The organism is Mesorhizobium sp. Root695 (genome assembly GCF_001428185.1).
Lineage (GTDB): Bacteria > Pseudomonadota > Alphaproteobacteria > Rhizobiales > Rhizobiaceae > Mesorhizobium.
In genome coordinates this window covers 149,690-172,844 of sequence record NZ_LMHO01000005.1, presented here as the reverse complement: position 1 = coordinate 172,844, position 23,155 = coordinate 149,690, and the positions used below count along the sequence as shown (strand labels likewise).

Sequence of the window (23,155 nt, the reverse complement as noted above, 5' to 3'; positions counted from 1 at the left end):
ATGGTTGATCGGCGATGTGCCGTGTCAATCGGCAATCTTGCCCAATGTGTCGGCGACGACCGCGCCGCGCTTTCCCATGGGCAGCGCCGCGCCTGTGGTCGAGTCGATGGCCGTCTGATGCTCCATTTCGGCGTTGATGGCGGCGCCGGCGATGAGGATGATGACTGAAATCCATGTCCACATCATCAAGCCGACAACCGCGCCAAGCGACCCGTAGGTGGCGTTGTAGTTGGCGAAATGCTGAAGATAGAACGAGAACAGCCACGATGCCACGATCCACACCGCTGTCGCAATCAAAGCTCCCCAGCTCAGCCATCGCCATTTCGCATGCTCCCGGCTTGGCCCGAAGCGATAGAGCAGGGAAATGCCGGTCAGCATGGCACCTATCAGGACCGGCCAGCGAGAGACCGCAACCAACGTTTCCATCCAGGCATCAAGGTAGAAATAGCGCAACAATGTCGGGACAACGCCGACCGTCAGCAACAGCACGATGCCGATCAGCAAGGCGCCCACCGTGAACAGGATCGACATCAGGTTGAGGGTGATGAAGCTGCGTTTCTCGCGCTCCTCATAGGCGATGTTCATCGCATCGAAGAGCGCCTTCATGCCGCTGTTGGCGCTCCAAAGCGCGATGCCGAGGCCGATGAAGAAGCCTGTTCCGAGAGCGCCCGGTTTCTGTCTGGCCAGGGCCTGCAACTGGTCTCGAATGAGATCCAATCCACCTGACGGCAGCAATCCGCCGAGATAGGCGACGTGGTCCGCGACTGTGACCGGGTCCGCGACAAAACCATAGATTGAAATGAATGCGGCCAGCGCCGGAAACAGTGCCAGCAAAAGGTAGAAGGTCGCGCCGGCCGCCACCAGCAGAACCCGGTCCTTGTTGAATTCTTCCCACAAGCGCCAGAAGATATCCTTCCAGCCGAGCGCCGGGATCTGCGACGGCCAGGCTGCTTCGCGCCCGCGATCTCCACGCTCAGACCGAAGACTGGCCTTGCTGCCTTCTGTCGTCGATGCCGCGCGATTGGCCGCTTCTGCATCGATCAATGAGGATGGCTTGCCGCTCGCCTGCTGGCTTCGTTGCGCTTTCGACGCCATCGGGCGCGCCTTACTCAGCGCCACGTTCGGCCAGGATGCCCGCTTCATGGGTCGAACCAATCTGCCGGATCTTGGCGCCTTTGCGCAGACGCACTTTGACCGGTGTGTCGAACACTAAGTCTTCCATAGCCCGCCTCCATGTCCCCGAACCGATGTCCGAAGCGTGCCCGATAACGCGGGGGCAGGGCACCCTGTTCCCGCGATCCCGCATCAAGGGTCGCCGACGGTTGAACAGCATGCGGAGTGAGAAAGATTTCTCGCCGAACTCGTGCATCTTTTGGCAATGAAGGGCGTTGGAAGGTGATCCCCATCAAACGGTGAGTCCCATGAAGGCGTTGACCAAGGACGATCTGAAAGCAGAAGCGGAACTGTCGGAGGATGCAGACCTCATCGTCAATCGAGCCGCCCATTTTGTTGGAGATTGGATTGAGGAGCATGTGATCGAGAAACCGACCATCGTGCCGGTTGGTGTCGACGCCGCTGAAGAACTCGCCAGCCAGTGCATCGCGGATGCGGAAGAAGAAGGCATTGCCGCGGAAGATATTCAGGATGAAGTCGGCGACCTCACGGAATATATCGCCGAAGCAATCGTCGAGGAAGGCGGTTGGATGGCGCCTATAGATGTTCAAAAGGGCAGGGGGCGTGACAACAGGCACTACTCGGAGCGCGGCATGCTCAACGCTAAGGACGGTCGAAGACACAGGTGAAGTTGTTGGTGCCGCTTGCGTGACTCGAACACGCGACCCCCGCATTACGAATGCGGTGCTCTACCAACTGAGCTAAAGCGGCCCGGGAGGCCGAGGCCTCCAAGATGCGGGGGTGATAGACGCAACCGGCCGCGAATTCAAGATGCGACTTGGCAATTCATGCGAGGATGTCGTGCCGCCGTCGAAAGCCGGCCTCCGCGTTGTTTGCCAATCAGTCGCGACGTGACATCACGGCGTGGCGTGCACCTTCCTGCGCGCGAAAATCGATGAAAATGCTGATTTTGTTGCCGGAACGGCGCCGGCATGGACTTTGGACACCTCTCCAAGGCAGAATGCGCCGCTCGCCCGTTGATTGATTGGCCGCCTGCGGCTAACGATCACGGCAAGGTTGGCGAACGGACAGAGGGACCCGCTTGGACGCGATCGAAAAAGCGATCCGGAACGCCTTGGAGAGAGGCAATGCCGAGGACCGCGCGTTCCGCGAACGGGTCTATCGATCGGCGTTTGCCGCGCTCGATCGCGCGCTCCAGGCCAATCCCGGCGTGACCGTGGAAGTCGCCATCAAGCGCCGCAAGGCGATCCAGGCGAAAATCACCGAAATCGAATCCGAGTTCCTGCCGGCGGTGCCGGATGTCGGCCCGCAAGGCGATGCACCGGCGGTCGAGCTTGGGGCTGGCGCGGCGCCTGCGGTCGAGACCGGCCAAAAGGCACCGTCACCCGCCGTCGATGGCCCCGCGCAATCCGCTTCCGATGCGCCACGCTCGCGCGTGCTGCCCGTCGTTCCCGACATCATGCCGGACGCCGCTCTTCCCGACGCTCCGGCCATCGACATGTCGGCTCCGGCCTCGGCCGGCGCGGCGACGGAAGTGGCGCCCGATCGCGATGAACGGCGCATTCGAGGGCGTCGCTTGCCGCTGACCGCCATCTTCCTGACCGTGACGCTGCTTGCCGCTGTCGGCATTGGCCTGTTCTTCGCCGTGCAGACGGGCGTGTTCAAGACACAGGCGCAGCTCGATACCGCCCCGCCGCAAGCGCCACCGACCGTCGACGACGACGATTTCGCACCGGCCGACGGGGGCCCGGCAAAGCCCGGTGCCGCGGACCAGGCGCGCGACTGGATCAACGTGTTTTCGCCGGCCGATGCGTCGCATGTCAGCGCCCCGTCGGACGCCAAGGCTGAGGTGATGAAGGACGATACCGGTTCGTTCCTGCGCATCCGTTCCGGCGCCTCCGGTTCGGCGATCAGCTTCGATGTCGGACAAGGCGTGCTGGAGAAGCTCGCCGGCAAACATGCCGTGTTCGACATCATCGCCCGCTCCGAAGAAGGCAAGGAGACGCAGATTTCCGTCGACTGCAATTTTGGCGAGTTGGGTGACTGCGGCCGCAAGCGCTATGCGGTAGGCCAGCAGCAGAACGAATATCTGTTCGACGTCCAGTTTCCCGACAAGCGTCCGGGTTCGGCCGGCACGATCGCGATCAATTCCGACTTCGACAAGCAGGGTAAGGCCGCCGACATCTACGAGATTCGCGTCTCCGTCGAGCCTTAAGAGCGCCGGACAGGACTAGCGGTCGAGCAGCGCCTGCAGCGTCTCGATGCGGTCGGCCTCGTTGGCTGGCTTGTCCCAGCGCAGCCGCGAAATGCGGGGAAAGCGCATGGCGACGCCTGATTTGTGCCGGGTCGAGCGGTTGAGCCCTTCGAAGGCCACTTCCAGCACCAGGCCGTTGTCGCGGTCGGCCCGTACCGAGCGCACCGGGCCGAAGCGCTCGACCGTGTTGTCGCGGACATATTTGTCGATCTGCTTCAGCTCCTCGTCGGTGAAGCCGAAATAGGCCTTGCCGACCGGCACCAGTTCCTCCTCGCCTTCCCCGCCCGACCAGACGCCGAACGTGTAATCCGAATAGAAGCTGGAGCGCTTGCCATGGCCGCGCTGCGCATACATCAGCACCGCGTCCACCGTGTGCGGATCGCGTTTCCACTTGAACCACGGGCCCTTCGGCCGGCCGGCGACATAAGCTGAGTCCCAGCGCTTCAGCATCACACCTTCGATGATCGGGTGCGGCGGTGCCCGCCGCAGCTCCTCCAGCGCCTGCCAGTCTGTGAAATCGACGAAGGGCGACAGATCGAAACGACTCGGGTCGAGCGTCCCGGCGAAGCTTTCGAGGCGGCCGCGCCGCTCGCGAAACGGCAGCGCGCGCAAATCCTCGTCGCCGATCTGCAGCAGATCGTAGCAGCGCATGAAGGCCGGATACCGCTGCTGCATCTTCGGCGTCACCGTCTTGCGGTTCAGTCGCTGCTGCAAATCCGAGAAGGTTCCCGTTGCCTCCCGGGGATCGCCCACCAGCAACTCGCCGTCGAGGGTGGCGGAAAAATGCATGGCGTCGGCGAGGTCCGGAAAGGCGCCGGAGACATCGTCGCCGGTACGCGAATAGAGCCGGCGGATGCCGCCTTCGGCCGCCGCCTGGACGCGGATGCCGTCCCATTTCCATTCGGCGGCATAATCCGCCGGATCGAGCTTTTCGAGATCGCCGTCACCGACCGGGTTCGACAGCATCACCGGGCGAAACAACGCCATCGCCGTATTCCTGGGCTTTTCGGCCTTGCCTTCCAGCCACGCGAACAGTGTCGTGTAGGGCGGCGACAGCCCGTGCCAGAGCTCCTCGATCTCGCTGACATCGACGGCGCCGAAATCCGCCAGCGCCTGTTTGGCCAGCCGCGCCGACACGCCGATGCGCAGGCCGCCGGTGACCAGCTTGATGATGGCAAAGCGCGCCGAGATGCCGGCGCTGTCGAGCAGCCCTGCCAGCACCTTGGGGCCGTCGGACCGGCTAGCCGCCTGCAGTTTGGCGACGACCTCGCCAAGCGTGGGCTCGCGGTTCGGGATGTTTCCGGGCGTTTGCGGCCAGACCAGCGACACCGTTTCGGCAAGATCGCCGACATAGTCGTAGGAATAGCCGAACAGCACCGGATCCATGCGCTCGGTGACCAGCGTGCGCAGCATCGCGGGCTTGACCGCGGCGATGTTGAGATCGCCGGTGATGGCGGCCAGCGCCAGCCCGCGGTCGGGATCCTCCACAGTGCGGAAATAGTCGGTCAGCAAGGTCAGCTTGCCGTTGCGCGACGGCGTCAGGACAAGACGGTCGAGAAGTTCGGCGAAGCGGTTCATGCCCTCAATCGCCCTCGTCCTCGTAGCCGACCAGGTGCAGCGGTCGCGCCGCGATGCCTTCGAGTTCGCACCAGCGAACCAGCGCTTCCTCGCGGCCATGCGTCACCCAGATTTCCTCGGCTCCGGTCTCCTGGATGGTGGCGGTCAGCTCGTCCCAGTCGGCATGGTCCGAGATGATCAGCGGCAATTCGACACCGCCTTGCTTGGCGCGCTGGCGAATGCGCATCCAGCCGGAGGCAAAGCACGAGATCGGATCGGGAAAGCGGCGCGCCCAGCGGTCGGCGAAGGCCGATGGCGGGCCGACGACGATGGCGCCCGCGAAATCTTGGTCGCCGCCCTCCACCGTTGCCGGTTCGAGAGTGCCCAGGTCGATGCCCTGGCTCTGGTAATACTCGCTAAGTTTGGCCAGCGCGCCATGGATGTAGAGCGGCCGGTCGTAGCCGGCGTCGCGCAACAGCCGCATCACCCGCTGTGCCTTGCCCAGCGCATAGGCGCCGACCAGATGCGAGCGTTCGGGAAACTGCGCCGCCGATTTCAGCAGGCGGGCGATCTCGTCGGTATCGGGTGGATGGCGAAACACCGGCAGGCCAAAGGTCGCTTCGGTGATGAACACATCGCACTGGATCGGCTCGAATGGCGCGCAAGTCGCGTCCCTCTGCCGCTTGTAGTCGCCGGAAGCGACGATGCGCGTGCCCTGATGCTCGACGGATATCTGTGCCGAGCCCAGCACATGGCCGGCTGGATGGAAGCTGACGCTGACACCGTTGAGGGCAATCGTCTCGCCGAGCTGTGCCGCTTGCGTTGTTCCCGCGAAGTCCTCGCCATAGCGCAGACCCATGATGTCGAGCGTCTGTTGCGTCGCCAGCACCGAGCGGTGGCCGGAGCGTGCATGGTCGGAATGGCCATGCGTGATCAGCGCCCGGTCGACTGGCCGCACCGGGTCGATGAAGAAATCGCCCGGCGGGCAATAGAGGCCCTCGGGCCGGGGATGAAGCAGGTCGCTGGCGCGCATGATCCCCAAGATAGGATATAATTCCGCTGCGGGAAGCCTGTTGTAAGTGACTGCTGACTCCCGCATACAGCACCGCCGGCTCGATCCGCCGACAGGACCCATCGCCATGAAACCGCTTCAGGCCTCGTCCGGCGACTTGAACGCCGATCGCCGTGCCGACTATGCCGAGATGCTTCATGCGGATGGCGATCATGCGGCGGCGGCGGAATTGCTGCTCGGTGCGCTGGAAATGACGCCGCTATGGGCGATGGGCTGGTTTCGCCTCGGCGAAATACAGCTTGCGGCGGGCGCACCGGATCTGGCTGCGCAGGCCTGGACGATGTCGCTGCAACTCGATCCATCCGATCATCAAGGCGCTGCGCTGAACCTGCAATTGATCGGCAAGGCGCCGGCGGTCGATGCACTCCCCAGTGCCTTCGTGGAGACCTTGTTCGACCATTATGCCGAGAGTTTCGATGAATCATTGGTCGACAGACTGGGCTACCGGCTGCCTGAGTTGCTCGATCAGGCCATTCGAACGGCAAGGCCGGGGCGCTTCCCGCTGGCGCTGGATCTCGGCTGCGGCACCGGCCTGATGGGGCAGAAGCTGCGGCCGATCGCCGATCGGCTGGAGGGCTATGACATCTCGGCCAGGATGCTGAAGCAGGCGCGGGCCAAGGGCGCCTATGATTTCCTCGGCAAGGCCGATCTGCGGGATTTTTCCTATGCCGGTCCGAAAGCCGATCTGGTGACGGTGGCCGATGTCTTCATCTATGTCGGCGCGCTGGGCGGCGTTGTGAAGACGATTGCCGGCTTGCTGGCCAGCGATGGCCTTTTCGCGTTTTCCGTCGAGAGGCTGGCCGGCAGTGGCGATTTTGTCTTGCAGCCATCACGCCGCTACGCGCATGCGCAACACTATGTGCGGGACATCCTGGCTGCCAACGGATTTTCGGTCCTGTCGCTGGAAACAACCGTGATCCGGCAGGACCGGCGGGAACCCGTCAATGGGCTGGTCGTTGTGGCAGGCAGGTTGCCAGCGGGTTGAGGCTGCAATCTCTCGTCGGATTCGCGAAAAAGTCCGATTTGCATGCGCGACTGATATTTGCGATCTGGTCGCGTCAGGGCGGGATATCAGAGGAGCATAGTCGATGCGCTGGAACATGATGATCTTGGCATCTTGCCTGCTGACTGCCGGCTGCGTCGGCGGCACTTCGATGTCGGAACGCCAGGACGCCAACATCCAGTCTTCCCTGCAGTACGACAGCGTGCCGTGCGACCAGTTGCTGGCGCAGCGCAACGGTTTGGCGCAACAATACAACCTTCCGACCAAGGCCAAGCCGACCTTCTCCAATCCGGCGATGGGCTTCGGCCCGTTCACGCCGGACATGCGCTCCAAGGCCAAGCGCGACACCGACAAGGCGAGCGGCGAGATCGATGCCATGAACCGGTCGATCGATCGTCGCGAATGCGGCCAGCCGGACAAGCAGAAGAAGTTCGCCCTGCCAGGTTAGTACCCCGCCTTGCGGTCCACGAGATTGTCGAGCTTTTCGCCGCGCTCGAAGGCGTCCATCTGGCGCAGCATGATTGGCGCCAAATGGACAGGGTCGGAGGTCGCCGCCGCGTGAGGCGTCACGAACACTTTTGGATGTCCCCACAGCGGACTGGTCTTCGGCAACGGTTCAACCTCGAACACATCCAGGCTCGCCTCCTTCAGCGTGCCGTCGCCCAGCGCCCGCAAAATATCGGCGTCCTTCTGCAGGCGGCCGCGCCCGGCATTGATCAGCACCGAGCCGCCGAGGCCGTTGCGCTTCCTCAATTCCTTCAGCACGCCATAGTTGATGATGCCCTTTGTGTCCGGCGTCAGCGGCAAAAGCACCACCAGGATGTCGGTTGCCTTGAGGAAGGGAATGAGTCCGGCCTCGCCGGAATAGGTCGCGACGCCTTGCATCGGCCGCTCGCCTCGCGACCAGCCATTGACGGCAAAGCCGAGCGATAGCAGCACCGAGGCCGCGGCGCGGCCGAGACTGCCGAGCCCCATGATACCGACCGAAATGTCAGCGGCCGGCCTTTGCGGTGGCTCGTGCCAGATCTTCTTCGACTGCTGCGACCGGTAGAGCAGGCCCTGGCGGTGATGGTCGAGAACCCGCCAGACAACATATTCGGTCATGTACTGGGTGAGGTTGTCGGCGACGACCTTGACGATCGGCACGTCGGGCAGGCCGGGGTCGGCGAAGATATGGTCGACGCCGGCGCCGATCGAGAAGATGGCGCGCAGATTGGGCAGCGACGCCAGGATGTTCGGCTTCTGCTTCCACACCACGGCATAGGTGATCGACGGGTCGCTGGCGCCGTTTGGCTCCAGCACCACCTCGCGTTCGGCCGACAGGAGTTCGCGCCAGCGCTGCGGATGAAAGCCGGTGACGGCAAGCAGGATGCGGCCTTTTTCCATTGCAGTCTTCTCGTCCCTGTTTACGCTACCGTTCATCATTTCCGGGAAACGCTGAACCGCTCTCTTTTGTTTGGAGCAGTTCCCAACGGAAAGCACTATGCGCTTTTCCCGGGAAAACCGTTTCACACTTCCCGGAATTGCTCTCGTCACTCGCTGACGATGCCGACCGGCGCCGTCTCTATCTTGAAGGCGGCCGAAATCAGCGCCCGAGTATAGTCTGTTTGCGGGTTTTCAAAAATCTGCTGGGAAGAACCGGCTTCTACAATCCTGCCATTGCGCATGACGATGACGTCGTTGGCCAGCGCGCGGATGACCTTCAGGTCATGGCTGATGAAAAGATAGGCGAGGTCGTGCTTGGCCTGCAGGCTGCGCAAAAGGTCGACGACCTGCGCCTGCACGCTCATGTCGAGCGCCGATGTCGGCTCGTCCAGCATGACGAAGCGAGGGTTGAGCACCATGGCGCGTGCGATGGCAACGCGCTGGCGCTGGCCGCCGGAGAACTCGTGCGGATAGCGGTTGCGTGTCGCCGGGTCGAGCCCGACCTCCTTCAGCACATCGGCCACTTTGTCGTCGCGCTGGTCGGGCGACAGCTTCGGCTCGTGGATCTTCAGGCCTTCCTCGATGATCTCGGCGATCGACATGCGCGGGCTGAGCGAGCCGAACGGATCCTGGAAGACGATCTGCAATTCGCGCCTGAGCGGCCGCATGGCGTTGAAGGACAGCTGGTTGATGTCGCGGCCGTTGAACTGGATGCTCCCGGTCGACGAGATCATGCGTGCCAGCGCCAGGCCGAGCGTTGTCTTGCCCGAGCCGGATTCGCCGACCACACCCAGCGTCTGGCCGGCGCGCACGGTGACATCGATGCCGTCGACCGCCTTTACATTGTCGACGGTGCGGCGGAAGAAGCCCTGCTTGATCGGGAACCAGACCTTTATGTCCTTGCCGGTCATCACAGGCTTGGCGGCGGCATTGGCCGCCGGCGGTTTGCCTTTCGGCTCGGCCGCCAGCAGATGCCTTGTATAGGCATGCTGCGGATTGGCGAAGATCTCCTTGGTCGGGCCGGTCTCGACGATCTTGCCCTTGGTCATCACGCAGACCCGGTCGGCAATCTTGCGCACGATGCCGAGATCATGGGTGATGAACAGCATCGACATGTCCTTGCGGCTCTTCAAGCCGGCCAGCAATTCGAGGATCTGCGCCTGCACGGTGACATCGAGCGCCGTCGTCGGTTCGTCGGCGATCAAAAGTTCTGGCTCGTTGGCCAGCGCCATGGCGATCATCACACGCTGGCGCTGGCCACCGGACAACTGGTGCGGATAGGCATCGAGGCGCTTGTGCGGATCGCGAATTCCGACCTCGTTGAGCAAGGCCAGCGTGCGCCCCCTGGCCGGGCGGTCGGCCATGCCTTGATGCAGCTTCAGGATCTCGACGATCTGATGCTCGATCGTGTGCAGCGGATTGAGCGAGGTCATCGGCTCCTGGAAGATCATGGTGATCTTGTTGCCGCGCACCTGCCGCAACTGCTTCTCGCTCATCACAAGCAGGTCGGCGCCCTGGAACAGGATCCTTCCCGAGGGGTGGCTGGCGCTGGGATAGGGCAACAGCTTCAGCACCGACAGTGCCGAGACCGATTTGCCGGAGCCGGATTCGCCGACCAGCGCCACCGTCTCGCCCTTGGCGATATCGAACGAGATGTGGTCGACCGCCAACGACTGGCCGCCGCCCTGGCCGAAGGCGACGCTGAGGTCCTGTACGCTGAGCAGGGGGGCTTCGCTCATCGGAACGTCTTGCGCGGATCGAAGGCATCGCGCGTCGCCTCGCCGACGAAGACCAGCAGCGACAGCATCAGCGAGATGACGACGAATCCGGAAATGCCGAGCCACGGCGCGTTGAGGTTGCGCTGCGCCTGCTTGAGTAGCTCGCCAAGCGAGGCGGAGCCGGGCGGCAGGCCGAAGCCGAGATAGTCGAGCGAGGTCAGCGTCGAGATCGAGCCTGAGAGCAGGAAGGGCATGAAGGTCAATGTCGCCACCATGGCGTTGGGCAACAGGTGCCGGAACATGATGGTGCGGTTGGGCACGCCGAGAGCGCGCGCCGCGTTGACATATTCGAAATTGCGGGCGCGCAGGAACTCGGCCCGCACCACGCCGACCAGCGCCACCCAGGAGAACAAGAGCATCAGGCCGAGCAGGATGAAGAAGCCCGGCGGCAGGATGGCGGCGACGATGAGCAGGAGATAGAGCACCGGGATGGCCGACCAGATTTCGATGAAACGCTGGAACAGCAGATCCGTCCAACCGCCGAAATAGCCTTGCACGGCGCCGGCCGCGACGCCGATCAGTGCCGAGCCGGCAGTCAGGATCAGGCCGAACAACACCGAAATGCGGAAGCCGTAGATGACGCGCGCCAGCACGTCGCGCGCCTGGTCGTCGGTGCCGAGCCAGTTCCAGTTGCCGACGATGCAGGCAGGGTCGGCAGCGCCTTGCGGATACTGGTTGCAGCGCGTCTTGGCGTCATACTGCCAGGACGGCTTGGCAGGGGCCGCTTCCGGAATGGCGTTGTTGACGGTCTGGTAGGAGTAGCGCACCGGAGGCCAGATCATCCAGCCATTGGCGTTGATCTCGTCCTGGATGACCGGGTCGCGATAGTCGGTCACGGCATAGAAACCGCCGAATTTTTCTTCGGGGTAGGCGACCAGAACCGGAAACAGGATCTCGCCCTTGTAGGAAGCGATGATCGGCTTGTCGTTGGCGATGAATTCGGCAAACAGCGACAGCACGAACAGGACGAGGAAGATCCACAACGACCAGAAGCCGCGCCGGTTGGCTTTGAAATTCTGTATGCGGCGCTTGTTGAGCGGCGACAGAAACGGCCGCTTGATCAGCGCGGGTACCGCCTCCGCCGTGGCACTAGTCTCCGACATCAGACGTCTCTCCGCTCGAAATCGATGCGCGGATCGACCCAGGTGTAGAGCAGGTCGGACAACAGCCCGACGAACAGCCCCAGAAGCGAGAAGATGTAGAGATTGGCGAATACCACCGGATAGTCGCGCTCGACCACCGACCTGAAGCCGAGCAGGCCGAGGCCATCGAGGGAAAAGATGTTCTCGATCAGCAGCGAGCCGGTGAAGAAGGCCGAGATGAAGGCGCCGGGAAAGCCGGCAATGACGATCAGCATGGCATTGCGGAAGACGTGGCCGTAGAGCACCTGTCGTTCCGACAGGCCCTTGGCCCGCGCCGTCACCACATACTGCTTGCGGATTTCTTCGAGGAACGAGTTCTTGGTCAACAGCGTCGTGGTGGCGAAGGCCGACAGCACCAGCGCGGTCAGTGGCAAGGTCATGTGCCAGAAATAGTCGACGATCTTGCCCCACCAGGATAATTGATCCCAATTGTCCGAGGTGAGGCCGCGCAACGGAAACCAGTCCCAGAAGGACCCGCCGGCAAACAGCACCATCAGCATGATGCCGAACAGGAAGCCCGGGATGGCATAGCCGACAATGACGATGCCGCTGGTCCAGACGTCGAACGGAGTGCCGTCCTTGACCGCCTTGCGGATGCCGAGCGGGATCGAGATCAGGTAGGACAGCAGTGTGATCCACAGCCCGATCGAAATCGACACCGGCATTTTTTCGAGGATCAGGTCGAGCACGGAAATGTCGCGGAAATAGCTGTCGCCGAAATCGAAGCGGGCATAGTTCCACAGCATCATGCCGAAGCGTTCGAGCGGCGGCTTGTCGAAGCCGAACTGCTTTTCCAGCTTCTTGATGAATTCCGGGTCGAGCCCTTGTGCCCCGCGATATTTCGAACTGACGTCGCCAGCGACATCGAAGTTGCCGCCAGCACCCGCGTCGCCGCCACCGCCGCCGAGGCGGTCGCTGCCGCCCTGGTTGGTCAGTCGGGCGATGACCTGTTCGACCGGGCCGCCGGGCGCGAACTGGATGACGGCGAAGGATATCGCCATGATGCCGAACAGGGTCGGGATCATCAAAAGGATGCGGCGCAGGATATAGGCGCCCATCAGGCCTTCTGCCCCCGTTGAGCGAACATTTCAGCCTTTGCCAATTTTTGCCGCCTTGCCTTTATCGAACCACCACAGCGTCTCGACCGGAAAGCCGAAATCGGGTTTCTGCTCGACAAAGCCGAACATGTCCCAATAGGCGACGCGATGATTCGCCAGATAGTATGTTGGAATCCAGTCCAGCCGCGCGCGCAAGACCCGGTCGAGCGCTCTGAGCGCCGTGACGAGTTCGATTCGGCTTTTCGCCTTGCCGGCTGCCACGATCAGCGCATCGATGGCCCTGCTTTCGGTGCCGGGATAGTTGCGCTGCCCCGGCGTTTTCGCCATTCGAGAGTCATAGAGAATCTCCAGGCCGTCGTCGGTCGGCGTCGCCCCGATCGACCATGCGAGCACGGTGAGATCGAAGTCGAAGTCGCTGTGTCGCTGTTCATATTGCGTCGAATCGACCTGCCGGATCGAGGTGTCGATCCCGATCGCCTTCATATTCTCGGACCATGGGGTGAAGATGCGAACGATGCCGTCATCCTCCGCCAGCATTTCCACACGCAGCCGCTCGCCCTTGTCGTTGACGACGAAACTGCCCGCGCGCTTCCAGCCGGCTTGCGCGAGCAATCTCGAAGCTTCGCCCAGCAGCTTGCGGTCGTGGCCCGAACCGTCGGAGGCAGGCTGCACCACCGCTTCGCCGAAGACCTCCGGCGGCAATTCGGCCCGGAACGGCTCCAGCAGCGCCAATTCCCCGGGCGAGGGCATGCCTTCGGCCTTGTAATCCGACCGTTCGAAGTTCGATTGCGAGCGCTCGTAGGAGCCAAAAAACAAAGCCCGCTTCATCCATTCGAAATCGAAACACCTGGCTATCGCCTGCCGCACCCGCTCGTCGCGGAACTGCGGACGCCGCTGGTTCAGCGCGGCAGCCTGCATGGAGGGCGTTTTCTCACCGGGAAATTCGCGTTTGACCACCTTGCCGCCTTTCAGCGCCGGAAAGTCATAGCCTGTCGCCCATACCCGCGCGGTGAATTCCTCGCGAAAATGCGTGTCACCTTTCTTGAAGGCTTCGAAGGCGGCCTGCCGATCGAGATAGAAGTCGATGCGGATGCGGTCGAAATTGTAGAGGCCTCGGTTCACTGGGAGGTCGCGGCCCCAATAGTCGGCCACGCGGTCATATTCGACAGTCTGTCCGGCCGCCACGCGCCCAATCTTGTAGGGTCCCGAGCCAAGTGGCGGTGTCATCGTCGAGGCATCGAAATCATTGGCCGTATAAAAGGCCTTGGAGACGATCGGCATTCCCACGATCTTGAGGATATTTTGCGCCGACTGTTCGCCATTGAAGGTGAGATCGAGGGTGGCGGGATCGGCCGCAACCGCGTCGGTCATGTACCGCAACGCCTGGGAAAGGTTCGGATGGCCCTTGTCCTTATAAAGCTTCAGCGCGAAGACAACGTCTTCCGCGGTCAGCGGCGAGCCGTCGTGGAAACGCGCTTGCGGTCGCAGCGCGAAGCGGAAACCGTTGCGGTCTGGCGACAGGGTAACGGTTTCGGCAAGCAGGCCATAGACCGCATCCGGCTCATCGAGCGCGCTAGTCATCAGCGAATCGAAACAGAGTTCGGTGCGCGGCGGCGCCTCCCCCTTCAACACCAGTGAATTCAATGTGTTGAAAGTCAGGAAGCTCTGATTGAGGGTCGAGTTCGGCGGCGCGAAATTCATCTGGCCGCCCTTGGGGGCATCCGGATTGACGTAGTCGAAATGTGTGAAATCCGGCTTGTATTTGAGGTCGCCGAAGGCCGACAGGCCATGCAGCTTGGTGCCGGTCGCAATTTCGGCAAAAGCCTTGCCGGGCAGCAGAGTTGCCGCAGCTGCTGCCGTGCCGAGGGCGAGAAAGTCGCGACGAGGCAGGACCGCCATCAATCGCCGCCCCTGTATTTGGCCGCCAGCGCTTTTTCCTTGTCGGGAATGACCCACCAGGAATCGATGTCGGCACCGACATAGGCGGGTTGCTTGTCTGGAAAGCCGAACTTGTTCCAGTAGGCCAGCCAGACCGCGGACCGGTAATATTGCGGCACGACGTAGAAATTCCACAGCAGGATGCGATCGAGCGCGTGGGTGGCGGCGACGAGATCGTCGCGATCGGTGGCGAAGATGATGCGGTCGACCAGTGCGTCGACGATCGGATTCTTGATGCCCATCAGATTGCGCGAACCTGGCGAGTCGGCGGCTTTAGAGCTCCAGAAGTCGCGTTGCTCGTTGCCCGGCGAATCCGACTGCTGCAGAATCCCGGTGACGACATCGAAATCGAAATTGTTGACGCGGTTGATGTACTGGGTCTGGTCGATGATGCGCAAAGTGGCGTCCACACCGATCTTGCGCAGATTGGCGATGTAGGGGCTGGCGATCACTTGATCGGTGTCGTTCCAGCCGAGGATTTCGAACTTGAACGGCACGCCGGTCTTGGCATTGACCATCTTGCCGCCCTTGATCATCCAGCCCGCCTTGGCGAAAAGATCGACCGCCTGTTTCAGGTACTTCCGTTCCGCTTGCGGCGAATCGTAGACCGGCAGCTTGAATTCCTGGGTGAAAAGTTCGGGCGGCAGCTTGTCGCGGTATTTTTCCAGGATCTCCAGTTCCTGGCCTTGCGGCAATCCGCTCGACGCAAGTTCGGTGCCCTGGAAATAGCTCGATGTGCGGGTGTTGAAGCCGAAGAACAGGGTGCGGTTCATGCTCTCGAAATCAAACGGGATGGTCAGCGCCTCACGCACCAGCCGGTCCTGGAACAGCGCCCGCCGCTGATTGAGGACGAAGCCCTGCATCGGTTCCGGCGCCTTGGTCTGGAAGTCCTTCTTCACGACGTCGCCGGCCTGGAATGCCGGAAAATTGTAGGCCGTCGCCCATTTGCGCGAGCTGTATTCGCGGTTGATGTCCTCCAGCCCGCCCTTGGTGAAGGCCAGCCACGCGGCGTTGTCGTCGAGGATATAGGTGTAGCGTCGCGTGTCGAAGTTCTCGCGCCCGATCTTCACCGGTAGCTTGGCCGCCCAGTAGTCCGGCATACGCTGCCAGATGATTTCCGAGCCCGGCTTGAAGCTGGCGATCTTGTATGCGGCGGACCCAAGCGGAATTTCCAGCGTCGGCTTGGTGACGTCGCGCTTCTTGCCGTTGGCGTCGGTGCCTTCCCACCAATGTTTCGGCAGCACGGCAAGGTCGCCGATGATCTTGGGCAGTTCGCGGTTGCCCTTCTGGTTGAAATGGAACTCGACCTCGCGGTCGGAGATTGCCACCGCATCGGTGACGTTTTCGAAATAGCGGCTGTATTGCGGGCTGTTGGCCTTGAGCACCTGGAATGACCAGATTACGTCGTCTACGGTGATCGGCTGGCCGTCATGCCATTTGGCACGCGGGTCGAGCCGGTAGGTCGCGGAGGAATAGTCGACCGGATATTTGTAAGCGTCGGCGATCAGCGGATGGCTGGTGCTGCCCTCATCGGTAGCCTGCTCCATCAGCGTGTCGTAAAGCAGTCCGCCACCGAACCCGACGAGGCCGGCGGCCGGCGACCCCTGCACAATATAGGGATTGAAGCTGTCATAGGTGCCGGGCACCACCGAATTCAGCGTGCCGCCCTTGGGCGCGTCCGGGTTGACGTAGTCGTAGTGCTGAAAATTGTCGCCGTATTTGGATTCGCCGATCAACGATGAGGTGGTGCGCCATTCATCGGCGCGGGCAGCCTGCAATCCCGCCGCCAGAAGCGCTGCCGCCAGCATCGACTTGAGAAGCGTTCGGCCAACCGTCATGCACTATCCTCTTAGCAATGCCCGTTATGGGCAATCTAGATGATTTGGCGCTCGTGAAAACCGCCATGCGCGGCTTTGTCGCCGCATATGCGCTATTCCTAACAAAAAAGCCGGGCTGAACCCGGCTTTTTCAAGGTCGTCGAGATGATATCTGGTTATTGGGCAGGCGCCGGTGCTGGAGCGGCAGGAGCTGGTGCGGCGGGCGCTGCTGGCTTGGCTGGCGCGGCCCCTTCAGCCGGCTTGGCCGGGGCTGCTGCATCGGCAGGCTTGGCGGGCGCGGTTGCGTCGGCGGCAGCGCCCGGCGCCGGCAGCGGCTTGGGATTGTCGGACAGCGTGCGCAGATAGGCAATGACGTTGGCGCGGTCCTCGTCCTTGGGCAGGCCGGCGAAGCCCATCGCGGTGCCCTTCACGAATTTCTTAGGCGAGGTGATGAAGTGGTTGAGGTTGTCGTAGGTCCACTTCTCGGTGCCGCCCTTGGAAAATTCCTTCATGCCGGCCGAATAGGCGAAGCCTGCATGCTCGGCCACCGGGCGGTCGACGAGGTCCCACAGATCGGGGCCGACCTTGTTGGGGCCGCCCTTTTCGCCGGAATGGCAGGCCTGGCATTTCTTGAAGATGGCGGCGCCCTGCTCGACATTGGCGGTCGCCAGCAGGTCGGCGATCGGCTTGGCTTCGGCAGCCGGCGCGGCCGGGCCGCCTTCGGCTGGCTCGGCGGCCTCGATAGCGAAGCCGGGCTTTTCCGGCGGCGGTGATGCAAACAGCGCATCGGACACAAGGCCGACCGAGAAGACGACGAAAACGGTTCCGAGCAATCCGGCGAGCAGTTTGTTGACTTCGTTGGAATCCATACGCCCCTTGCTCCCTTTTCCGGCGGACCGAACCGTCCACTCCGTCCGTCGGTATCGTGACCCACCCTGCCAGGGCGGTCAAATCGGGCGGAAACTAGGTCTTTTGCTGCGGCGTTGCAACACCTATAAGGGCGCTTCCAGTGAGACCTTTTGCCACTTTCCTTGTCCTCTTTGAGACGCCTTGCACCCGAGATGTCCACGCTGATCCTGATCCCGGCCCGCATGGCCTCGACCCGCCTGCCGGGCAAGCCGTTGGCTGACATCGCCGGCGCGCCGATGATCGTCCATGTCGCCCGCCGCGCCGCCGAGGCCGGCCTTGGCCGGGTGGTGGTGGCGACCGACACGCAAAGCGTGGCCGAAGCGGTGCGCGCACATGGTTTCGAGGCCGTGATGACGCGCACGGACCACGAATCCGGCTCCGACCGCATCCATGAGGCGCTGGTCGCGCTTGATCCTGAGCGCAAGGTCGAAACCATCGTCAATGTGCAGGGTGACCTGCCGACCATCGATCCCCAGATCATCGCCGCGTCGCTCAGGCCGTTCGATGATAGCGCGGTGGACATCGCCACGCTCGGCGTCGAGATCGTCCGTGACGAGGAAAAGACCAATCCCAATGTCGTCAAGATCGTCGGTTCGCCGCTCTCCGGCACCAGGCTGAGGGCGCTCTATTTCACCCGTGCCACGGCACCCTGGGGCGAGGGACCGCTCTATCACCATGTCGGCCTCTATGCCTATCGTCGCGCCGCGCTCGAGCGTTTTGTCGCGCTGAAGCCGTCGCCGCTGGAACGCCGCGAGCGGTTGGAACAGCTGCGGGCGCTGGAGGCCGGCATGCGCATCGACGCCGAGATAGTCCAGTCGCTGCCGCTTGGCGTCGACACGCCGGAAGACCTCGAACGCGCCAGAACCATCCTTGCAAACTGAAAAATCCCTTCGAAGCTGAGACCCCTTGAATCGAGAATTGGCCCATGCCTGAAAAGACCAACAGAATATCCTTCCAGGGCGAGCCGGGCGCCAATTCCGACACCGCTTCCCGCAACGTCTATCCCTCGATGGAGCCGTTGCCGTGTCCGACCTTCGAAGACGCGTTCAACGCGGTCGAGACGGGCAAGGCCGACCTCGCCATGATCCCGATCGAGAACACCATTGCCGGGCGCGTCGCCGATATCCATCATCTGTTGCCGGAATCGAAGCTGCACATCATCGGCGAATATTTCCTGCCCATTCATTTCCAGCTGATGGTGCTGCCGGGCGTCAAGCGCGACGAGATCAAGACGGTGCATAGCCACATCCATGCGCTTGGCCAGTGCCGCAAATACATCCGCAAGAACGGCTGGAAGGCGATCGTCGCCGGCGACACGGCTGGCGCCGCCAAGATGGTCTCCGAGGTCAAGGACCGCACCATGGCGGCGCTGTCGCCGGCGCTGGCCGCGACGCTCTACAGGCTCGACATCATCGAGCAAAATGTCGAGGACACGGACAGCAACGTCACCCGCTTTGTCGTCCTGACCAAGAACAAGCAATGGGCGGAGCGTCCGTCACCCGACGTCAAGATGATGACAACCTTCATCTTCCGCGTCCGCAACGTGCCGGCCGCGCTCTACAAGGCGATGGGCGGTTTTGCCACCAACGGCATCAACATGACCAAGCTGGAGAGCTATCAGCTGGGCGCGTTCACGGCGACGCTGTTCTACGCCGACATCGAGGGCCATCCCGACGATCCGCTGGTCAAGCTGGCGCTGGAAGAGCTTCGCTTCTTCTCGCGCGAAGTGCGGATTCTCGGCGTCTATCCGGCCAGCGCGTCGCGTGAGCAGTGGAAAGTGGCGGATTAAATCAGCCCCAGCCCAACGGCACGTAGTCGATCTCCATAAACGCCGTGACCTCCGGCACCCAGCGGTCGCGCACGAAGGCGACATGGTCTGGATGGTCGTTGTACCTGGTATAGGCAGCCTGGTCGGCGAACTCCATCGAGAAGCCGAAATGATAGTCGTTCTTGGGGCTGATCTGCCGCAATTGCTCGAAATGCGTGACGCCCCTGATCGCGGTGAGGATTTTCTTGGCGTCGACCAGGAACCTCTTTTCCTCCAGCGAGTGCGGCGGATGCTTCAGCGTGAAAACGACGGTGTGACGGATCATGTCCTGCTCCTGCAATGTCTTTCAATAATCGCTGCCATCATTCCGAGTCGACCCAGGCGCGGATGAGGTGGTGCGCGATGGCGCCTTTCGGTGGCGTGATCAAATTGCCGGGATGCTCCCTGGTCAGCATCAGATGGACCTCGTCGCGGGCAAACCAGCGGCAGTCCTCCAACTCGTTGAGGTCGGCCTGGATATCGTCGTTGAGCGGCTCGCCAAAGCAGCCGATCATCAGCGAATAGGGAAACGGCCAGGGCTGGCTGGCGTGGTAGACGACGCGGCCGAGCCTGATGCCGGCCTCCTCCAGCGTCTCGCGGCGCACCGCCGCCTCGATCGTCTCGCCCGGCTCGATGAAGCCGGCAAGGGCCGAGTACATGCCTGGTGCGAAATGCCGGCCGCGCCCGAGCAGGCACTTCTCCCGCGTCGCCGTCAGCATGATCGCCACCGGGTCGGTGCGTGGAAAATGCTCGGTACCGCAATTCGGGCAATGCCGCTTGTAGCCGCCGGCCCGCATCTGCGATTCGGTACTGCATTTGCTGCAGAAACGATGGCTGGCGTGCCAGGCAAGCAGGGCCGCCCCTTGCGCCATCGCGCCGGCAGCTGCCTCGTCGATCAGCCCTTGCATGTAGACCGAGCGATAGTCGATGGCCTTGATCGTTTCCGGCAATTGTTCGGCGTCAACGCCGGCCGGCACGGCCAGCACCGGTCCTTTTTCGGAAAAACCGAGCAGGATGCCTTGCGCCAGGGAAACCTTGAAGGGCTCGCTCTCGGCGGCGCCGAACCAGGGGTCGAGACCACTGCCATCCCCGAGCTTCAGATAGAGCCGGCCGCCATTCATCAGAAGCAGCCGTGTCGCCGGATCGGCGAGCGCCTTGTCGACGGAATCGTCGGCGCGGTTCTCGGATTGCCGGTCGATGGTGTTGCCGGCAAAGCCGACGAACTGGCTCGGCTCGCGCAAGGGCGCGTCAAACAGGCGGAAGCTCATGGAGACTCTGGCGTACGTTGCAGGATGGACACGGGGAACGCTTATAGCGCCGCCTTGATCGTTTCGGCAAACCGCCGCAGGTCGGAACGTTGATAGGGCTCACGCAGGCCGTGCCCCCACACCGGGCCTGGCCAGCCGGGGTCGCCTTCCGAACGCGCAATGACATGGATGTGCAGCTGGCGCACGATGTTGCCGAGCGCGCCGGTGTTGATCTTGGTGCAGCCGGTCGCTTTCTTCAGTCCCTGTGCCACCATATTGGTCTCGAAGGTCAGCATCGCCTGGTCGAGCGGCGTCATGTCGTGGATTTCCTCCGCGCCCGGCCGCTGCGGCACCAGGAGCAGCCATGGCCAGCGACGGTCGTTCATCACGCGCAGTTCGCACAGCCCAAGCCACATCAACTGCTCGCTGTCCGCCTCCAGCCGGGCGTCCAGCGTGAATCCGGCCTTCAGGCCCGGCAGCATCGGCGTTTCCCTTGCTTTTCTTGGTTTCCTCAAACGCAGGAACGCTAGAGCGGCGGCAAGGGGGCTGCAAGCGAATCATTGCGCCGCTCACGGTTTGGTGCGCCAATTCCATATTTTTACGATTTCCTCGGCGCACTTGCATTTCGTCGCACAATTGCCGATATGGAAAGCGGGAGGTTGGTGGTGGACGGTCCACTCGCCAACCGGGTCAGGTCCGGAAGGAAGCAGCCCTAACGAGCCCGGAACGGGTCATTGTTCCAGCCTCCCGCCTCACCGGCCCCTCTCGCGACATTGACGACGCATTGCAGCGCGGGCGAGACTATGCGCAGGAATTGGCCGCCTTCGTGTGTGGCCATTTGGAGCTTTACGGGCGAATGAGCGAAGCCGGAAATTCGGGAACGGACAAGGCCGTCGCCTATCGCGTTCTGGCGCGCAAGTACCGTCCTTCGAACTTCTCCGAACTGGTCGGCCAGGAGCCGACGGTGCGCACCCTCACCAATGCCTTTGCCACCGGCCGCATCGCCCAGGCCTGGATGCTGACCGGCGTGCGCGGCGTCGGCAAGACCACGACGGCGCGCATACTCGCGCGCGCCCTGAACTATAAAACCGCTGATATCGACCAGCCTTCGGTCGACCTTGCCGTGCTCGGCGAGCATTGCCAGGCGATCATGGAAGGCCGCCATGTCGACGTGATCGAAATGGATGCCGCCTCGCACACCGGCATCGACGATATCAGGGACATCATCGAGCGCGTGCGCTATGCGCCGGTCTCGGCCCGCTACAAGGTCTACATCATCGACGAAGTGCACATGCTGTCGACGCAGGCCTTCAACGGCCTGCTGAAGACGCTGGAAGAGCCGCCGCCGCACGTCAAATTCATCTTCGCCACCACCGAAATCCGCAAGGTTCCGATCACCGTCCTGTCGCGCTGCCAGCGTTTTGACCTGAGGCGAATCGACGCCGGCGCGCTGGTCGCGCATCTGTCCTCGATCTCGGCCAAGGAAGGCATTTCGGTCGACGACGATGCGCTGGCGATGATCGCGCGCGCCGCCGAAGGCTCGGCCCGTGATTCGCTCTCCATTCTCGACCAGGCGATTGCCCATGGCGCCGGCTCCGTCAGTGCCGATGCGGTTCGGGCGATGCTGGGGCTCGCCGACCGCGCCCGCATCGTCGATCTGTTCGAGCATGTCATGAAGGGCGATGTAGCGGCAGCGCTTGGCGAATTCCGTTCGCAGTATGACACCGGCGCCGATCCGGCCGCCGTGCTGACCGATCTTGCCGAATTCAACCACCTCGTCACCAGGCTGCGTTTCGTGCCGACGGCCATCGAGGATGCCTCGCTATCCGAGGACGAGCGGCAGCGCGGCGCGGATTTCGCCAGGACGTTGTCGGTCAGGGTGCTGTCGCGGACATGGCAGATGCTGCTCAAGGGCATCCCCGAGGTGCAGTCCTCCAACCGGCCGGTGAGTGCCGCCGAAATGGTGTTGATCCGGCTCGCTCACGCCGCCGACCTGCCGACGCTGGATGAGGCGCTGAGATCGCTTGAGGGCACGGCGCCGGTGCAAAATGGCGCGCCGCGCCCGAATGGTGCGCCCGCAGGTTCCGGCAATGGCGGTGGCGCCAGCGCGGTGGCGCAGACGCGCATGCCTGCCGGGTCGGGCGGCGCACAGACCATGCGGCTGGTCGAAGCCACGCCTGCCCCCGCCGCCTTCGTCGCTCCGCCGGAACCGGTCGTGGAGACGCAATCGGCGCCGCTGAAATCGCTGGCCGACATCATTGCCCTGGCCGATGCGCAGCGCGACATCGCCTTCAAGGTGCAGGTCAAGAGCTATATCCGCCTTGTGCGCATCGACCCCGGCCGGATCGATGTCGGCCTGACCAGCGACGCGCCCAAGATGCTGCTCAACGACCTGACGACGAAGCTGCGCGCCTGGACCGGCCGCAGCTGGCTGGTCTCGCTGTCGAAGGAAGAGGGTGGCCAGACGCTTGCCGAAATGGAATCGGCCAAGCGCGAGAACGCCTTCCTCGATGCCAAGAGCGACCCGACGGTGGCCGCCATTCTGGCGCGCTTTCCCGGCGCCAAGATCATCGACGTGCGCATTCCAGACGCGCCGGAAGCCGAAACGGCAGAGGCCGACGTGCCCGTCGAGCCGCCGGGTGACGACGATGAAACCTGATCCAGCCACGAATCCGCAAAGGACCCGACCATGAAAGATCTTCTCGGCCTGATGGGCAAGGCGAAGGAAATGCAGGCCAAGTTTCAGGCCATGCAGGATGAGATCGCCACGCTTGAAGCGTCCGGCCAGGCGGGCGGCGGCCTGGTCAACGTGACGCTGACCGGAAAATTCGAGATGAAGTCGCTGAAGATCGATCCATCCTTGTTCAAGGAGGAAGATGTCGAGATCCTCGAGGATCTGGTGCTGGCCGCCCACAATGACGCCAAGACCAAGGTCGAGCAGATCGTGCAGGAAAAGACCAAGGCGCTGACCGCCGGTCTGCCGATCCCGCCGGGAATGAAATTGCCCTTCTAGC

Annotated in this window: 21 protein-coding genes, 1 tRNA gene and 1 other RNA gene; 9 read left to right on the top strand and 14 right to left on the bottom strand. The window is 62.7% G+C overall.

Annotated features, from left to right (window positions below):
* Window positions 1–24 precede the first annotated feature (24 nt).
* Window positions 25–1,095, bottom strand: a complete 1,071-nt coding sequence (locus ASD99_RS07610; protein ID WP_057143162.1) for a YihY/virulence factor BrkB family protein — start codon at window positions 1,093–1,095, stop codon at window positions 25–27.
* A gap of 326 nt (window positions 1,096–1,421) precedes the next feature.
* Here ASD99_RS07610 and ASD99_RS07605 point away from each other — a divergent pair, with 326 nt between their 5' ends.
* A complete protein-coding gene (locus ASD99_RS07605; RefSeq protein WP_057143161.1) occupies window positions 1,422–1,802 on the top strand; it encodes a DUF768 domain-containing protein in 381 nt (126 codons plus the stop codon).
* 6 nt (window positions 1,803–1,808) lie between these two features.
* Here ASD99_RS07605 and ASD99_RS07600 read toward each other — a convergent pair.
* A tRNA-Thr gene (locus ASD99_RS07600) sits at window positions 1,809–1,884 on the bottom strand.
* Window positions 1,885–2,215: 331 nt separating this feature from the next.
* On the opposite strand from ASD99_RS07600, the gene ASD99_RS07595 reads away from it, so the two are divergent.
* Window positions 2,216–3,349, top strand: a complete 1,134-nt coding sequence (locus ASD99_RS07595; protein WP_056584762.1) for a hypothetical protein — start codon at window positions 2,216–2,218, stop codon at window positions 3,347–3,349.
* A gap of 15 nt (window positions 3,350–3,364) precedes the next feature.
* Here the strand turns inward: ASD99_RS07595 and ASD99_RS07590 are convergent, their stop codons facing one another.
* The gene (locus ASD99_RS07590; protein ID WP_057143160.1) at window positions 3,365–4,966 is read right to left on the bottom strand and encodes a cisplatin damage response ATP-dependent DNA ligase; all 1,602 of its coding nucleotides are present in this window, start codon (window positions 4,964–4,966) and stop codon (window positions 3,365–3,367) included.
* Between the two features lie 4 nt (window positions 4,967–4,970).
* Window positions 4,971–5,978: a ligase-associated DNA damage response exonuclease gene (locus tag ASD99_RS07585; RefSeq protein WP_057143159.1), complete on the bottom strand. Its 1,008-nt coding sequence runs from the start codon at window positions 5,976–5,978 to the stop codon at window positions 4,971–4,973.
* A gap of 106 nt (window positions 5,979–6,084) precedes the next feature.
* Between ASD99_RS07585 and ASD99_RS07580 the strand changes: the two genes are divergently transcribed.
* Both ASD99_RS07580 and ASD99_RS07575 read left to right on the top strand, forming a co-directional pair.
* Window positions 6,085–7,002 carry a class I SAM-dependent DNA methyltransferase gene (locus tag ASD99_RS07580; RefSeq protein WP_057143158.1) on the top strand — a complete coding sequence of 306 codons (918 nt, stop codon included), beginning with the start codon at window positions 6,085–6,087 and terminating at the stop codon, window positions 7,000–7,002.
* Between the two features lie 103 nt (window positions 7,003–7,105).
* Window positions 7,106–7,468: a hypothetical protein gene (locus ASD99_RS07575; RefSeq protein WP_057143157.1), complete on the top strand. Its 363-nt coding sequence runs from the start codon at window positions 7,106–7,108 to the stop codon at window positions 7,466–7,468.
* Here the strand turns inward: ASD99_RS07575 and ASD99_RS07570 are convergent.
* The 7 genes from ASD99_RS07570 to ASD99_RS07540 all read right to left on the bottom strand — a co-directional run bounded on the left by ASD99_RS07570 (window position 7,465) and on the right by ASD99_RS07540 (window position 17,047).
* Window positions 7,465–8,406, bottom strand: a complete 942-nt coding sequence (locus ASD99_RS07570) for a 2-hydroxyacid dehydrogenase (RefSeq protein WP_056584773.1) — start codon at window positions 8,404–8,406, stop codon at window positions 7,465–7,467. The genes ASD99_RS07575 and ASD99_RS07570 overlap by 4 nt on opposite strands.
* A gap of 146 nt (window positions 8,407–8,552) precedes the next feature.
* Entirely contained in the window at window positions 8,553–10,184 is a 1,632-nt protein-coding gene (locus ASD99_RS07565; protein WP_057143156.1) for an ABC transporter ATP-binding protein, read from the bottom strand.
* Window positions 10,181–11,326 carry an ABC transporter permease gene (locus ASD99_RS07560; RefSeq protein ID WP_057143155.1) on the bottom strand — a complete coding sequence of 382 codons (1,146 nt, stop codon included), beginning with the start codon at window positions 11,324–11,326 and terminating at the stop codon, window positions 10,181–10,183. The genes ASD99_RS07565 and ASD99_RS07560 overlap by 4 nt, the downstream gene beginning before the upstream one ends.
* Window positions 11,326–12,423 (bottom strand): microcin C ABC transporter permease YejB, encoded by a 1,098-nt coding sequence (locus ASD99_RS07555; RefSeq protein WP_056584780.1) that lies wholly within the window; start codon window positions 12,421–12,423, stop codon window positions 11,326–11,328. The genes ASD99_RS07560 and ASD99_RS07555 overlap by 1 nt, the downstream gene beginning before the upstream one ends.
* A 30-nt stretch (window positions 12,424–12,453) precedes the next feature.
* The gene (locus ASD99_RS07550; protein WP_057143154.1) at window positions 12,454–14,322 is read right to left on the bottom strand and encodes an extracellular solute-binding protein; all 1,869 of its coding nucleotides are present in this window, start codon (window positions 14,320–14,322) and stop codon (window positions 12,454–12,456) included.
* Complete coding sequence (locus ASD99_RS07545; protein WP_057143153.1) at window positions 14,322–16,199, bottom strand: extracellular solute-binding protein; 1,878 nt, start codon at window positions 16,197–16,199, stop codon at window positions 14,322–14,324. Before ASD99_RS07545 ends, ASD99_RS07550 begins: the two co-directional genes overlap by 1 nt.
* A 155-nt stretch (window positions 16,200–16,354) precedes the next feature.
* The gene (locus ASD99_RS07540; RefSeq protein WP_057143152.1) at window positions 16,355–17,047 is read right to left on the bottom strand and encodes a c-type cytochrome; all 693 of its coding nucleotides are present in this window, start codon (window positions 17,045–17,047) and stop codon (window positions 16,355–16,357) included.
* Between the two features lie 192 nt (window positions 17,048–17,239).
* On the opposite strand from ASD99_RS07540, the gene ASD99_RS07535 reads away from it, so the two are divergent.
* Both ASD99_RS07535 and ASD99_RS07530 read left to right on the top strand, forming a co-directional pair.
* A complete protein-coding gene (locus ASD99_RS07535) occupies window positions 17,240–17,968 on the top strand; it encodes a 3-deoxy-manno-octulosonate cytidylyltransferase (RefSeq protein WP_056584787.1) in 729 nt (242 codons plus the stop codon).
* 44 nt (window positions 17,969–18,012) lie between these two features.
* Complete coding sequence (locus ASD99_RS07530; RefSeq protein WP_057143151.1) at window positions 18,013–18,876, top strand: prephenate dehydratase; 864 nt, start codon at window positions 18,013–18,015, stop codon at window positions 18,874–18,876.
* Window position 18,877: 1 nt separating this feature from the next.
* Here ASD99_RS07530 and ASD99_RS07525 read toward each other — a convergent pair whose 3' ends face one another.
* The 3 genes from ASD99_RS07525 to ASD99_RS07515 are packed head-to-tail and all read right to left on the bottom strand — an operon-like array spanning window position 18,878 to window position 20,623.
* Window positions 18,878–19,180 carry a Dabb family protein gene (locus ASD99_RS07525; RefSeq protein ID WP_056584791.1) on the bottom strand — a complete coding sequence of 101 codons (303 nt, stop codon included), beginning with the start codon at window positions 19,178–19,180 and terminating at the stop codon, window positions 18,878–18,880.
* A gap of 37 nt (window positions 19,181–19,217) precedes the next feature.
* A complete protein-coding gene (gene nudC, locus ASD99_RS07520; RefSeq protein WP_057143150.1) occupies window positions 19,218–20,162 on the bottom strand; it encodes an NAD(+) diphosphatase in 945 nt (314 codons plus the stop codon).
* A gap of 41 nt (window positions 20,163–20,203) precedes the next feature.
* Window positions 20,204–20,623, bottom strand: coding sequence for an HIT domain-containing protein (locus ASD99_RS07515; RefSeq protein ID WP_057143149.1), 420 nt, complete (start codon window positions 20,621–20,623; stop codon window positions 20,204–20,206).
* Window positions 20,624–20,795: 172 nt separating this feature from the next.
* On the opposite strand from ASD99_RS07515, the gene ffs reads away from it, so the two are divergent.
* From ffs to ASD99_RS07505, 3 genes are all read left to right on the top strand, one after another.
* An RNA gene (ffs, locus tag ASD99_RS31880) (signal recognition particle sRNA small type) lies at window positions 20,796–20,892 on the top strand.
* A 105-nt stretch (window positions 20,893–20,997) separates the two neighbouring features.
* Window positions 20,998–22,800: a DNA polymerase III subunit gamma/tau gene (locus ASD99_RS07510; protein WP_057143148.1), complete on the top strand. Its 1,803-nt coding sequence runs from the start codon at window positions 20,998–21,000 to the stop codon at window positions 22,798–22,800.
* Window positions 22,801–22,830: 30 nt separating this feature from the next.
* The gene (locus ASD99_RS07505) at window positions 22,831–23,154 is read left to right on the top strand and encodes a YbaB/EbfC family nucleoid-associated protein (protein WP_057143147.1); all 324 of its coding nucleotides are present in this window, start codon (window positions 22,831–22,833) and stop codon (window positions 23,152–23,154) included.
* The last annotated feature ends 1 nt before the right edge of the window (window position 23,155 follow it).